Annotated in this window: 11 protein-coding genes and 2 tRNA genes; 10 read left to right on the forward strand and 3 right to left on the reverse strand. The window is 62.0% G+C overall.

Going from position 1 to position 13,239, the window contains the following annotated elements; all coding sequences use genetic code 11:
• On the forward strand, positions 1-1,008 hold a 1,008-nt coding region (locus G486_RS0112230), incomplete at its 5' end, for a transposase (RefSeq protein ID WP_027015800.1).
• A 34-nt stretch (positions 1,009-1,042) separates the two neighbouring features.
• Here the strand turns inward: G486_RS0112230 and G486_RS0112235 are convergent.
• Together G486_RS0112235 and G486_RS0112240 are read right to left on the reverse strand one after the other, a co-directional pair.
• Positions 1,043-1,127, reverse strand: a tRNA-Leu gene (locus tag G486_RS0112235).
• Positions 1,128-1,283: 156 nt separating this feature from the next.
• Positions 1,284-1,368 (reverse strand) — tRNA-Leu (locus G486_RS0112240).
• Between the two features lie 34 nt (positions 1,369-1,402).
• Here G486_RS0112240 and rnr point away from each other — a divergent pair.
• Complete coding sequence (gene rnr, locus G486_RS0112245; protein ID WP_034387550.1) at positions 1,403-3,874, forward strand: ribonuclease R; 2,472 nt, start codon at positions 1,403-1,405, stop codon at positions 3,872-3,874.
• A gap of 43 nt (positions 3,875-3,917) precedes the next feature.
• On the opposite strand, the gene G486_RS0112250 is transcribed toward rnr, so the two are convergent.
• Positions 3,918-5,474 carry an NAD(P)H-hydrate dehydratase gene (locus tag G486_RS0112250; protein ID WP_027015802.1) on the reverse strand — a complete coding sequence of 519 codons (1,557 nt, stop codon included), beginning with the start codon at positions 5,472-5,474 and terminating at the stop codon, positions 3,918-3,920.
• A gap of 364 nt (positions 5,475-5,838) precedes the next feature.
• Between G486_RS0112250 and rpsB the strand changes: the two genes are divergently transcribed.
• From rpsB to rseP, 8 genes are all read left to right on the forward strand, one after another.
• On the forward strand, positions 5,839-6,591 hold the full coding sequence (gene rpsB / locus G486_RS0112255) for a 30S ribosomal protein S2 (protein ID WP_027015803.1): 753 nt from the start codon (positions 5,839-5,841) through the stop codon (positions 6,589-6,591).
• Positions 6,592-6,703: 112 nt separating this feature from the next.
• Positions 6,704-7,600 (forward strand): translation elongation factor Ts, encoded by an 897-nt coding sequence (tsf, locus tag G486_RS0112260; protein WP_027015804.1) that lies wholly within the window; start codon positions 6,704-6,706, stop codon positions 7,598-7,600.
• Between the two features lie 80 nt (positions 7,601-7,680).
• Entirely contained in the window at positions 7,681-8,403 is a 723-nt protein-coding gene (pyrH, locus tag G486_RS0112265) for a UMP kinase (RefSeq protein WP_027015805.1), read from the forward strand.
• Between the two features lie 36 nt (positions 8,404-8,439).
• Entirely contained in the window at positions 8,440-9,000 is a 561-nt protein-coding gene (gene frr, locus G486_RS0112270) for a ribosome recycling factor (RefSeq protein ID WP_027015806.1), read from the forward strand.
• A 35-nt stretch (positions 9,001-9,035) separates the two neighbouring features.
• Positions 9,036-9,755: a polyprenyl diphosphate synthase gene (gene uppS, locus G486_RS0112275; RefSeq protein WP_027015807.1), complete on the forward strand. Its 720-nt coding sequence runs from the start codon at positions 9,036-9,038 to the stop codon at positions 9,753-9,755.
• A gap of 9 nt (positions 9,756-9,764) precedes the next feature.
• The gene (locus tag G486_RS0112280; RefSeq protein WP_027015808.1) at positions 9,765-10,619 is read left to right on the forward strand and encodes a phosphatidate cytidylyltransferase; all 855 of its coding nucleotides are present in this window, start codon (positions 9,765-9,767) and stop codon (positions 10,617-10,619) included.
• On the forward strand, positions 10,616-11,797 hold the full coding sequence (gene ispC, locus G486_RS0112285) for a 1-deoxy-D-xylulose-5-phosphate reductoisomerase (RefSeq protein ID WP_027015809.1): 1,182 nt from the start codon (positions 10,616-10,618) through the stop codon (positions 11,795-11,797). The genes G486_RS0112280 and ispC overlap by 4 nt, the downstream gene beginning before the upstream one ends.
• A 60-nt stretch (positions 11,798-11,857) precedes the next feature.
• Positions 11,858-13,222 (forward strand): RIP metalloprotease RseP, encoded by a 1,365-nt coding sequence (rseP, locus tag G486_RS0112290; protein WP_027015810.1) that lies wholly within the window; start codon positions 11,858-11,860, stop codon positions 13,220-13,222.
• Positions 13,223-13,239 lie beyond the last annotated feature (17 nt).

Genomic DNA, 13,239 nt, shown 5'->3' on the forward strand with positions numbered 1-13,239 from the left:
ATCCAGCGCTTGCACGCATGCGGGCTGTTGCGCGCCAGCTTCCATCCGGCCCGGGATATAGCAGCACTGCGTGCCTACATGCGGATTCGTGATCGGCACTTGGAATACGCGGCCGCTCACATGCAGAAGGCCCTGACGCTGATGAACCTTCAGGTTCACCATGTCCTCAGCGATATCAGTGGCGTCACCGGTCTGAAAATCATTCGGGCCATTGTGGCGGGCGAGCGGGACCCCGACGTTCTTGCATCTATGCGGGACGTTCGGTGCCGTGAAAGTCTGCAGGTCATTCGTGCCGCGCTAGTTGGCAACTACCAGCCCGAGCATGTCTTCGCCTTGTCACAGGCGCTTGCGCTATTTGATTCGTACCAGGACCGGATAGGTGACTGCGATCGGCAGATTGAGAATGTGTTGTGCCAGCTGAACGCCGACCGCGCCGAGCCGGAGATGAAGCTACCGGCACCGCGTACCAAGACAAAGCAAGCCAACGCACCCAAGTTCGACGTGCGGGCGATGCTGTACCAGTTGACCGGCACCGATCTGACCTTGATCCACGGCCTCGGGCCCAGCATTGCGCTGTCATTGGTTGCCGAATGCGGTACTGACCTTGGCAAGTGGCCCACCGAAAAGCACTTCACTTCGTGGCTGTGTTTGTCGCCGGGATGCAAGATCAGCGGAGGCAAGGTGCTCTCTGCCCGTACGCGAAAGAGCTCCAGCCGCCTGGCATCGCAGCTACGATTGGTGGCAGTCAACGTCGGTCGTACCGAGACGGCTCTCGGGGCGTTCTATCGGCGTCTGGCCACACGCATCGGCAAGGCCAAGGCCGTGACCGCCACTGCGCGCAAGATCGCCATCCTCTTCTATCGCGCGATGCGCTTCGGCATGCAGTACCAAGACCCCGGTGCCGACCAATACGAGCAACGGTATCGAGAGCGTGTTGTCAAGCAACTGGAACGTCGCGCGGCTCGTTTCGGCTTCTCGTTGCAGCCGGTCGGCGAAGGTGTTTCTTAGGAAGGCCGTTGCAATGCAACGGCCTTTTCGTGTTTGGTGCCCAGGAGAGGACTCGAACCTCCACGGAGTTACCCGCTAGTACCTGAAACTAGTGCGTCTACCAATTCCGCCACCTGGGCTAGTTTAGCCAGCAATTGTAGTGCATTTCTGCATCCCATTTGCTGAAGCTTTTTTCCAAAGATCTGCTGTTGAACAAGTTTCACTGACAAACAATGCAGTTTTTATTGCATATGTTTACCTGCTTGAGCGAAACCCGCTTGGGTTGTCGTTAAACTTGGTGCCCAGGAGAGGACTCGAACCTCCACGGAGTTACCCGCTAGTACCTGAAACTAGTGCGTCTACCAATTCCGCCACCTGGGCATCTCAGGAAAGATTTAGATTGTATATCAAAAAAATGAACCCTCGCGCAAAAAATGCCGACGTGAATGACGAAATCTGGGGCAGTGTGCAAGGGCACCGCGACGGACATGGCTTTGTCATCCGTGATGATGGAGACAGTGACATTTACCTGCCTCCCAACGAAATGCGTGCCGTGCTGCATAAGGACCGAGTCAAGGTGCGCGTGGTCCGGCAGGATCGGCGCGGTCGACCCGAAGGGCGGGTTGTGGAGATCATCGAGCGCCCGGTCCATCCCATCATCGGGCGTCTGTTGCAGGAGAGCGGTGCGTGGCTGGTGGCGCCTGAAGACAAGCGCTACGGGCAGGACATTCTGATTCCCGCAAACGCTCTGGGCGATGCCAAGACAGGGCAGGTCGTGGTGGTCGGACTCACCGAGGCGCCGGCGCTCTTCGGTCAGCCTGTGGGGCGCATCACCGAGGTGCTGGGCGAGGTCGATGATCCCGGCATGGAGATCGAAATCGCGGTGCGCAAATACGGGGTGCCGCATGAGTTCTCCGAGGCTTGCCTGGCCCAGGCCAAGGCGCTGCCCGACAAGGTGCGGGTTGCCGATCGCAAGAAACGCATAGACCTTACCGATGTGGCTCTGGTGACCATAGATGGCGAGGATGCGCGCGACTTTGACGATGCCGTGTATTGCGAGCCCGCGAAGATCGGACGCAGCAAGGGCTGGCGTCTGCTGGTGGCGATTGCCGATGTCAGCCATTACGTGACCACGGGTAGTGCCATCGACGTCGATGCCTATGATCGCGCAACCAGTGTTTACTTTCCGCGCCGCGTGATTCCCATGCTGCCCGAGAAGCTCAGCAACGGCCTGTGCTCGCTCAACCCCGATGTGGACCGGCTGTGCATGGTCTGCGACATGCTGATCACGGCCCAGGGCGAAATCCACGCCTATCAGTTCTATCCGGCCGTGATGCACAGTCATGCGCGCTTTACCTATAACGAGGTGGCGGCGATTCTCGCGAACACGCGCGGGCCCGAGGCTGCGCGCCGTGGTGAACGTGTGAGTGATTTGCTGAACCTGCATGGCGTCTACCAGGCGCTGCTCAAGGCGCGTGAGACGCGTGGGGCCGTGGACTTCGAGACCACGGAAACCCAGATCGTTTGCGACGACAACGGCCGCATCGAAAAAATCGTGCCGCGTACGCGCACCGAAGCCCACAAGCTGATCGAGGAGGCCATGCTGGCAGCCAACGTCTGCAGTGCGGATTACATAGAGCACAGCGGCCGTGTGGGCCTGTTTCGCGTGCATGACAAGCCTTCGCTGGAAAAGCAGGAAATCTTGCGCAACTACCTCAAGGCCATGGGGGTGGGCATCACGCTCAGCGAGAATCCAAGCACGCAGGAGTTTCAGAAGATTGCCCAGGCGACCAAGGACAGGCCCGATGCGCAGCAGATCCACACCATGCTGCTGCGCTCGATGATGCAGGCCTTCTACACGCCCGAGAACTCGGGTCACTTTGGCCTGGCTTTCGAGGCCTATACCCATTTCACCAGCCCGATTCGCCGCTACCCCGACCTGCTGGTGCACCGCGTGATCAGGTCCGAGCTCGATGGCACGCAGTACCGCCTGCCCGAGTTGCCGACACCGGGCGAGGCCGAGGCCAAGCTTGCCAAGCGCCTGGCTTCGCGCGTGGCCGAGCCCAGGCAAAAACCGCGCAGGCGCGCGCCTGCGGCCGAGGTCCAGGCCTGGGAAGCGGCTGGTCTGCACTGCAGTGCCAACGAGCGCCGTGCCGACGAGGCCAGCCGCGACGTGGAGGCCTGGCTCAAGTGCAAATACATGCGCGACCATCTGGGCGAGGAGTTCGCGGGTGCGGTCTCGGCGGTCACCACCTTTGGTATTTTCGTGACCCTGGATGCGATGTATGTGGAAGGCCTGGTGCATATCACCGAGCTGGGCGGGGATTACTTCCGCTTTGACGAGGCGCGTCAGGAGTTGCGCGGCGAGCGCTCGGGTATTCGCTACGGCATTGGTACGCGTTTGCGCGTGCAGGTCAGCCGTGTGGACCTTGATGGTCGGCGCATAGATTTCCGTCTGGTGCGCGATGGTGAGGATCAGCTGATTGCCCAGGCGCGACCGGGTCGCTCCATGGGGCGTGAAGACGGTCTCGAGAGTGCGGGCCGTCGTGATGCCAGGCGCCAGCAGCGCAGCTCTGCAGAGTCTGGTGCCGGAAATCAGGAGCGCAAGACGGCCAAGACTGCGAAGAAGGCCATGCTCAAGGGGGTGAATCTTGCGGCGCTGGAGGCTGAGTACGCGGCTCAGACTCAGCAGGCGGCGCTTGCACAGGATCAGCCGGGCGGGGCAGGCCTGTTTCCCAGGTCCGTCAAACCCAGTAAGTCCAAGGACCGCAGTCAGCGCCAGGTGCGCGACCTGCCGCAATTGCCCGCGCCCTCGCCTGTCCAGGCCTTGAGGGCGTCGGGCAAAAAGGCGGCTCCAAAGGGACGCAAGACTGGGCGAAAGATCTAGTGTCCTGAAATGGAGGCTTTGCTGAGCAGATGCTCGCCAGGCCTTATGCCGGGCTCAGGCTTCGGGCCAGTGCGCTGGCGCTAAAGCCTGGTCCGGGCGGCCAGCAGTCGGCGGCAGCGCCGTGGCGGTAGGCGCCAAGGGCTGCAGCCTGCTCTGGCGCCAGACCCTGGCCCCAAAGCGAGGCAATCAGTCCGGCAAGCACGTCGCCTGTGCCGCCTGTGGCCAGGCGTGCGTTGCCTGTGGGGTTGATCCAGCAGGCAATGGCTTCCTGGTCATCGCCTAGAGGGTGCGCGATCACGGTGCCCGAGCCTTTGAGAAGAACCGTGCAGGCAAAGCGCTGGGCGAGCCGGCTGGCGCTGTCCAGGCGCCGGGCCTGAATCTGGGCTGTATCGCAGCCCAGCAGGCGCGCGGCCTCCAGTGGGTGGGGGGTGAGAACGCTGGCCAGGCCGCGTTGGCGGCGCTGGCTCAAGGCCTGGGCCAGGCTGTGGTCGGCGGCGACGGCATTCAGTCCATCGGCGTCGAGGACCAGTCTTGGCGCCTGCTCCAGAACCTGCGGCATCCAGCCGCGAATGGCTTGGCCGCCACCGCAGCCGCAGACCACGGTGGCCTGGCTGAAGTCCTGTGCCTGCGGGCGGCGCAGCATGATTTCCGGCCAGGGGCTGATGCCCGCAGATGCCTGCTCGTCGAGCAGTGCGAGCAAGACCCGGCCTGCGCCTGAATGCAGGGCTGCAAGCGCAGCCAGCCAGGCCGCGCCAGCCATCGATGATCCATGGGGCTGCATGCCCTGGCCGCCGAGTACGAGCACATCGCCAAAGCTGCCCTTGTGGCTGGCATGAGGGCGTTGGAGGGCCTCGGCCGCTGCCTGTGGCCTGTAGATCTGCGCGCAGGGCTGGAGGTGCGGGCCGGCTTGCGGGCTCTCGGGCAGGTCGTCATCGCGCCAGATCTGGCCGCAGGCGTCGCGTCCCTTTCCTGTGAAAAGAGCCGGGCAGGCCAGGGGCAATGCCAGGGTGTGGCGCGGCCCCCGGGTGTGCGAGGCGCCGTGCGGTGGCTCAAGTCCCAGGTAGTGCTGACCGCTATCGGGGTTCAGGCCCGAGGCCAGGCCTGCGCTGAGGGTGATGGCCGGGCAGGCCTGTATCTGTTGCAGCAGCACCTGTAGTCTGGGCCTGTTGCCAGCTTCTTCGATGGAGGTCGTGCCCAGCAAGGCATCAAGGCACAAATCCTGAGCAGATAGTCCGGGAATGCCTTCGGTCCACAGGGCGCCAGCATTCATGGCTTGTCTGGTCAGGGTCTGCATGGGCCCGGTCAAGGCGGGTAAATCCAGGGGGCTGCTGAGCAGAATGCGGCGCTGCCCGCCGGGGCTCGCGGCCTGCATGGTCAGCAGCTGCACCGCGGCCTGCAAGCCTGCAAGGCCTTGAAGCCCCTGGCCGAAGATGATCCAGAGGTTGCGTGCATGGGGCGCGAGGGCGCTGCTCAGTCTGGCCAGGCTGCGCCCCCACTGCCGGGCTTGTTCAGGCGCGGGGCGGCTGGCCTCATGCTCGCGGATCGCAGCCGCAGAGAACAAAGGCCAGGCTGAGGAGGCGGTGGTGCTGAATCGCTGCATCATAAAAGCATAGCGGCTAGCGCTCGACCAGCTTGATATTTAAGTTTGAAGATACTTGAATCCATTGACTATCAAGCGCTAGCAGCTATGAATACAGGAGTTGTGCTGAAGCGGGCTCCGGATTCTGCGCCAAGGATCCGTGGCCGGATTGCGGCAAGACTGTGCGGGATGGGGAATCGTCTGCCGGGCAGTGTGCTAGAATCTTGCGGCTTTGCCTAGGGTTTGCCCTTGGCCCCGGCGTTTGCGCTGAGGTCTTGCGGTGGATTGAAACGGCGAGGCAAATCACAAACCAGCTCTTTCAAGGTGTTGTGCATGCAGCGCAATCGGCGAGCTGGATTTAAGACCCAACCTTTGAGGTATTCATATGTCCGTCACTATGCGTGAGATGCTGGAAGCAGGCGTCCACTTTGGCCACCAAACGCGTTTCTGGGACCCCAAGATGGCTCCGTTCATCTTCGGTTCGCGCAACAAGATCCACATCATCAACCTGGAAAAGTCGCTGCCGATGTTCCAGGACGCCCAGAAGTTCGTCAAGCAACTGACGGCCAATGGCGGCACCATCCTGATGGTTGGCACCAAGCGTCAGGCCCGTGAACTGGTGGCCGAGCAAGCCCAGCGCGCTGGCGTGCCCTATGTCGACCAGCGCTGGCTGGGCGGCATGCTGACCAACTTCAAGACCGTCAAGACCTCGATCAAGCGCCTGAAGGACATGAAGGCTCAGCAGGAAGCCGGCTTGGAGTCCATGAGCAAGAAGGAACAGCTGATGTTCAGCCGTGAGCTCGAAAAGCTCGAGAAGGACATCGGCGGCATCCAGGACATGAGCAACCTGCCCGACGCCATCTTCGTGATCGACGTGGGCTTCCACAAGATTGCCGTGGCCGAAGCCAAGAAGCTGGGCATTCCCCTGGTCGGCGTGGTGGACTCCAACCACAACCCCGCAGGCATCGACTACGTGATCCCCGGCAACGACGACTCGGCCAAGGCTGTGCACCTGTATGCCCGCGGCATCGCCGATGCCGTCCTGGAAGGCCGTGAAGCCCGCCTGAACGAAGTGGTCAAGGCCGCTTCCAGCGAGAGCGGCGACGAGTTCGTGGAAGTGGAAGAGTCCGCTGCCTGAGCACGTCTGTCCGGCTGCGCGACCGCGTCGCGATGAAAAAGCGGGGCTCTGGGTAGCCCCGTTTTTTTAGCCTGAATCCTGTAACGAATCGAATTGAGATTGGAGAAATACGATGGCTGCAATTACCGCAAGCATGGTCGCCGAACTGCGCGCCAAGACCGACGCCCCCATGATGGAGTGCAAGAAGGCATTGACCGAAGCCGGTGGCGACATGGCCAAGGCCGAAGAGCTGCTGCGCGTCAAGCTGGGTACCAAGGCTGGCAAGGCGGCATCGCGTGTGACGGCTGAAGGCGTGATCGCTGCCTTCATCGAAGGTGGCAAGGGCGCGATGATCGAAGTCAACAGCGAAACCGACTTCGTCTCCAAGAACGACAGCTTCATCGCCATGGCCAACGCTGCTGCCAAGCTGGTGGCAGCACACAAGCCGGCCGATGTGGAGGCCCTGGGCGCCTTGGCTTACGAGCAAGACGGCTTCGGCCCCACGCTGGAAGACGTGCGCAAGGGCCTGATCGGCAAGATCGGCGAGAACATGTCCTTTCGCCGCTTCAAGGCCTTCAACGGTGCCGGCCTGGCTTCCTACGTGCACGGCACGCGCATCGGCGTGGTGGTCGAGTTCGACGGTGACGCTACCGCCGCCAAGGATGTGGCCATGCACGTGGCTGCCATGAAGCCCGTGGCCGTGACCAGTGCCGACGTGCCTGCCGAGCTCATCGAAAAAGAGCGCGCCGTGGCTGCCGCCAAGGCTGCCGAGTCGGGCAAGCCCGCCGACATCGTGGCCAAGATGGTCGAAGGCTCGGTGCAAAAATACTTGAAGGAAGTCTCGCTGGCCGACCAGGTTTTCGTGAAGGCTGCCGATGGCAAGCAGACCGTGGCCCAGATGCTCAAGGCTGCGAACACCACCGTCAATGGCTTTACGCTGTACGTGGTGGGTGAAGGCATCGAGAAGAAGACCGACGACTTTGCAGCCGAAGTGGCAGCCCAGATGGCCGCCGCCAAGGCCGGCGCCTAAGCTGTCTTCAGTCTGCGCCGCGCACGATCCAATAGTTCCTCTTTTTGCCAGTTACCCAGTCTATCCAACGGAGAATCACCATGACCCATGCCGCACCAGCCCACAAGCGCATCCTGCTCAAGTTGTCTGGTGAGGCGCTCATGGGCGATGATGCCTTTGGCATCAACCGCGCAACCATAGAGCGCATGGTCTCCGAGATCGCCGAAGTCACCAAGGTCGGTGTGGAGGTGGCTGTGGTGATTGGCGGGGGGAACATCTTTCGCGGCGTGGCCGGCGGCTCGGCCGGCATGGACCGTGCAACGGCCGACTACATGGGCATGCTGGCCACGGTCATGAATGCCCTGGCCCTGGCCGATGCCATGGACAAGCAGGGCCTGACGGCGCGCGTCATGTCGGCCATAGGCATCGAGCAGGTGGTCGAGCCTTATGTGCGCCCCAAGGCTTTGCAGTATCTCGAAGAGGGCAAGGTGGTGGTGTTCGCTGCCGGCACCGGTAACCCCTTCTTCACCACGGACACGGCAGCTGCGCTGCGTGGTGCCGAAATCGGTGCCGAAGTCGTGCTCAAGGCGACCAAGGTCGACGGTGTCTATACCGACGATCCCATGAAGAATCCCGATGCCACGCGCTACTCCAAGCTGGCCTTCGACGAGGCCATCTCGCGCAACCTGGGCATCATGGATGCCACGGCCTTTGCGCTGTGCCGAGACCAGAAGCTGCCGATTCGCGTGTTCTCCATCGTCAAGCCCGGTGCACTCAAGCGCGTCGTCATGGGCGAGGACGAGGGCACGCTGGTGTACGCTTGAGGGTTTGGAGCCCGCAGAGCCACAAGGAACAAGAACATGACGATTGCCGATATCAAGAAAACCGCAGAAACCAAGATGGGCCAGTCCATCGAGGCCTTGAAGCACAACCTCTCGCGCATTCGCACGGGACGTGCCAATCCGGCCCTGCTCGACTCCATCCAGGTCGAGTATTACGGCTCCATGGTGCCGCTGTCCCAGGTGGCCAATGTCTCGTTGCTGGACTCGCGTACCATCAGCGTCCAGCCCTGGGAAAAGAATATGTCGGCCAAGGTGGAGAAGGCCATTCGCGAAAGCGATCTGGGACTGAACCCGGCCTCGCTGGGTGACCTGATCCGCGTGCCCATGCCTCCCATGAGCGAAGAGCGCCGCAAAGAAATGACCAAGCTCGCACGCAACGAGGGCGAGGCCTCCAAGGTGGCCGTGCGCAATCTGCGCCGCGATGCCAACGAGTCGGTGAAGAAGCTGGTCAAGGACAAGGAAGCCTCGGAAGACGATCAAAAGCGTTCGGAAGCCGATATCCAGAAGTTGACCGACAAGCACATCGCCGAGATCGATACGCTGGTGGCCTCCAAAGAACAGGACATCATGGCTGTCTGAGCCTGTGCGCCCGGACACAGCCAAGGACTTCGCATTTGAGACAAGAGAACTCTGGCGCTGTGCCGCGCCATATTGCCATCATCATGGACGGCAATGGGCGCTGGGCCAAGAAGCGCTTTCTCCCAAGGCTTGCCGGACACAAGCAGGGCGTGGAATCCTTGCGCCGCTGCGCCCGCGCCTGCGTGGAGCGCGGTGTGCAGGTGCTCACCGTGTTTGCTTTCTCCTCGGAGAACTGGAGTCGCCCCGAGGAAGAGGTCTCCGGCCTCATGGGGCTTTTGGCCACGGCCCTGGCCAAGGAAGTCAAGCAACTAAGCCGCGATGGCGTGCGTCTGCATTTCGTGGGTGAGCGCGCAGGACTGTCGGACAAAGTGTGCGCAGGCCTTGCAGACGCCGAGAAAACCACGGCCCACAATGATCGGCTGATCCTGAACGTCTGCTTCAACTATGGCGGGCGCTGGGATATCGTCCAGGCTGCAGCCCAGCTCGCGGCACGCGGCGAGCCCATGACCGAGCAGGCGCTTGCACGCGCCATGGCTCTGGCCCATGTGCCTGATCCTGACTTGCTTATACGCACGGGCGGCGAGATGCGGGTCAGCAACTTCTTGCTGTGGCAGCTCGCCTATGCAGAGCTGTTTTTCAGCTCTTGCCTCTGGCCCGATTTCGACGAGGCCACACTGGACGAGGCGATCGCCGTTTTTGCCGGGCGTGAACGGCGCTTCGGCCAGACTTCGGAACAAGTCCAACAAACCTCTTGAAAGGCAGCCATGCTTAAGCAGCGAGTCATTACAGCCCTGGTGTTGTTAGCCATTTTGCTGCCAGCACTGTTCTATCCTTCCCCGATTGCCTTCGCCGTCGTCATCCTGGTGCTCATGACCGCCGGGGCCTGGGAATGGGGAAGGCTCAACGGCTTTGGCAACCCGGGCGCTCTGGGCATTGCCGCCGTTTGCGCGGCCTTGTGCGGGGGCAGTTGGGCGGCTGGCTGGCTGAGCAAGCCCTTGCCCATGGTCTGGATTGCGGCTTCTGCCGTCTGGGTGCTGGGCGGCGTGGCCTTGCTGCGCGCCGGTGTGGCAGGTTGGCCGCGCATCGCGGCACCGCTGCGCCTGATCGGTGGTGTGCTGGCCTTGTGGCTTGCCTGGATGGCGGCTGTGCAGGCCAGAATGCTGGGCATCAACTACCTGCTGTCCGTGCTGGTGCTGGTCTGGGTTGCCGATGTGTTTGCCTATTTCGCGGGCCGCACTTTCGGTCTCAAGTTCACCAAGGTCAAGCTCGCTGCCTCCATCAGTCCCGGCAAAAGCTGGGAAGGCGTCTGGGGGGGCATGGCCGGCGTGCTGGTCCTGGCTCTGGTCTGGGTCTGGGCCGACCGCCATTACGGGGCAGTCGTGCCGAGCTTTTATTCCCTGCTGCAGGGCAAGGGCACCTGGTTCTTGCTGCTGGCAGCTGTTTTCATGGCGGCCATGAGTGTGGTCGGTGATCTGATCGAATCCCTGATCAAGCGCAGCGTAGGCGTCAAGGACAGCAGCGGATTGCTGCCCGGGCATGGCGGCGTGCTCGACCGTGTCGATGCCTTGCTTCCCACCTTGCCCCTGGCCATGATGCTTTCCTGGTTTGCGCATTCATGAAGAAGCAGAAAATCACTGTTCTGGGTTCCACGGGATCAATTGGAACCAATACCCTGGATGTGGTTGCGCGTCATCGCGACCGCTATGAAATCTTTGCGCTCAGTGCAGCCACCCAGGTGGACCTGATGCTGCGCCAATGCGCCGAGTTCAAGCCTGTCTACGCGGCCATGGCCAGTCCCGAGCATGCGCTGCTGCTGGCCGAGAAGCTCAAGCAAAATGGACTGCAAACCCAGGTGCTGCAAGCGCTTGATGCTCTTGAGATGATAGCGTCTCACCCTGACGTGGATGCGGTCATGGCAGCCATCGTGGGAGCTGCAGGCTTGGCGCCTTGCCTGGCTGCGGCGCGGGCAGGCAAGCGCTTGCTGCTGGCCAACAAGGAAGCCCTGGTTGTGGGTGGAGCCTTGTTCATGCAGACCGTCAAAAGCCATGGCGCCACGCTGCTGCCCATAGACAGCGAGCACTCGGCGATTTTCCAGTGCCTGCCCGAAGATCGATCGAGCTGGCACCGGCGAGTCGACAGCCTGCTGCTTACCGCCTCTGGCGGGCCGTTTCGCGAACGTGATCCCGCAACACTCTCGGCGATCACGCCCGAGCAGGCCTGCGCCCACCCGAATTTCTCCATGGGACGCAAGATCTCCGTGGACTCGGCGACCATGATGAACAAGGCGCTGGAGGTGATCGAGGCGCGCTGGCTGTTCGACATGGAGCCCGACAAGATCAAGGTGGTCATACACCCTCAGCAAATCGTGCACTCCATGGTGCAGTTCAGAGACTCTTCCATCCTGGCCCAGTTAGGCACGCCCGATATGCGGGTGCCCATCGCCTGTGGCCTTGCATGGCCGGAGCGCATGGAAAGCGGGGCCGCGTGCCTGGATTTTTCCCGGCTTGCTGCTCTGACGTTTGAGGAAGCCGATGAGCGACGCTTCCCAGGGCTGCACCTGTCTTGGCAGGCACTGCGTGCGGCCGAGGGAACTACGGCGGTGCTCAATGCATCGAACGAAGTCGCCGTGGCGGCCTTTCTGGAAAAACGCCTGGCGTTCGATCGCATTCATGCGGTCAATCTGCAAACCCTGGAGACTGTCGTGCCCTCGGCCTTGAGCAGTCTGGGGGATTTGCTGGAGCTCGATACCCAGGCGCGTCAGGCGGCCGAGGTCATTGCTCGCCAGTGGATCTTGTGACTCTGAAGTAATGTCTGAAACAAGTGCTTTGGGCATTCAAACAATTCGTAGAGGTATCAAGTGTTGCTGACTGCTGTAGCTTTCGTGGTGGCCCTGGGGCTCTTGATCGCCATTCATGAGTGGGGTCATTACCGTGTGGCCGTGGCCTGCGGGGTCAAGGTCTTGCGTTATTCCGTGGGTTTTGGGCGCCCCATTCTGCGTTGGCAGCGAGTCGGATCGGATACTGAGTTCGTTATAGGGGCGCTGCCTTTGGGTGGCTATGTGCGCATGCTCGACGAGCGTGAAGGTCCTGTGCCCGAGGAGCAGCGTCATCTGGCCTTCAACAACCAGTCTTTGCGTGCACGTGCCGCCATCGTGGCTGCTGGGCCCTTGGCCAATCTGGCGCTGGCCGTGGTCCTGCTGGCCGGCATCAACTGGATCGGCATGGAAGAGCCCGTGGCCAAGCTGGCCCAGCCTCCTGCAGGCTCACTGTTGGACAAGGCCGGGCTCAGTGGCGGCGATCGTGTGGAGCGCGCGGCCGTGGGCGATCAGCCTCTGGAGGCCATACGCTCGCTCAGCGATTTGCGCTGGCGGGTGACGCAGGCAGCCCTTGACAAGCAGGCGCTGACACTGGAGGTCGCAACGCCTCAAGGGGCGAGCAAGTCGCTGAATCTGGATGTCGCGGCCCAGGTTCAGGGCGAGCCGGATGCGGCATTCTTCGAGCGACTGGGCCTGGTTGGCTTCTGGATGCCGGCGGTGCTGGAGAAAGTCATGGACGGCGGCGCTGCCGACAAGGCTGGCTTGCAAGCGGGTGACCAGGTCCTGGTCGTAGGCTCCGTGCCCGTGGCGGATGGTGCTCATCTGCTGAGGCTGATACGCGATCTCGGTGCTTTGGGCCAGGCCCAGACCCAGGCCTGGCTCATAGAGCGTGGCGGGCAGCAGTTGCAGGTGCCGGTGCGCCCCGATGTTCAAAGCGCCGAGGGCGGGCAGAGCGTGGGCCGCATCAGTGCCTATATCGGAGGTCCGCCCGAAATGACCCTGGTGCAATACGGCCCTCTGGAAGGGGCTTGGGCCGGGGTGCAGCGCACCTGGGAGCTGTCCTCCCTGACCTTGCGCATGATTGGGCGCATGGTGATTGGCGAGGCCTCGCTCAAGAACATCAGCGGGCCTTTGACGATTGCCGACTATGCAGGCCGTTCGGCCAGCATGGGGCTGGTACAGTACCTGACCTTTTTGGCCATGATCAGCATCAGCCTGGGCGTGCTCAACCTGCTTCCTCTGCCGGTGCTCGATGGTGGGCACCTGATGTATTATCTTTGGGAAGGCGTGACCGGTCGCGGCGTGTCCGAGGTCTGGGCAGGGCGCTTGCAGCGCGCAGGCGTGGCAGTATTGCTCGTCATGATGTCCATCGCCTTTTTCAACGATATCAACCGGCTTTGGGGCTAATTTTTCGCCGAAATTGA

Source organism: Comamonas composti DSM 21721 (assembly GCF_000429845.1).
Classification (GTDB): Bacteria; Pseudomonadota; Gammaproteobacteria; order Burkholderiales; family Burkholderiaceae_C; genus Comamonas; species Comamonas composti.

Coding starts and splice junctions, on each gene's coding strand:
- frr (WP_027015806.1), top strand. CDS start 8,440: ATGACGATTGCCGATATCAAGAAAACCGCAGAAACCAAGATGGGCCAG.
- G486_RS0112250 (WP_027015802.1), bottom strand. CDS start 5,474: ATGCAGCGATTCAGCACCACCGCCTCCTCAGCCTGGCCTTTGTTCTCT.
- G486_RS0112280 (WP_027015808.1), top strand. CDS start 9,765: ATGCTTAAGCAGCGAGTCATTACAGCCCTGGTGTTGTTAGCCATTTTG.
- pyrH (WP_027015805.1), top strand. CDS start 7,681: ATGACCCATGCCGCACCAGCCCACAAGCGCATCCTGCTCAAGTTGTCT.
- rpsB (WP_027015803.1), top strand. CDS start 5,839: ATGTCCGTCACTATGCGTGAGATGCTGGAAGCAGGCGTCCACTTTGGC.
- rnr (WP_034387550.1), top strand. CDS start 1,403: ATGAACCCTCGCGCAAAAAATGCCGACGTGAATGACGAAATCTGGGGC.
- tsf (WP_027015804.1), top strand. CDS start 6,704: ATGGCTGCAATTACCGCAAGCATGGTCGCCGAACTGCGCGCCAAGACC.
- ispC (WP_027015809.1), top strand. CDS start 10,616: ATGAAGAAGCAGAAAATCACTGTTCTGGGTTCCACGGGATCAATTGGA.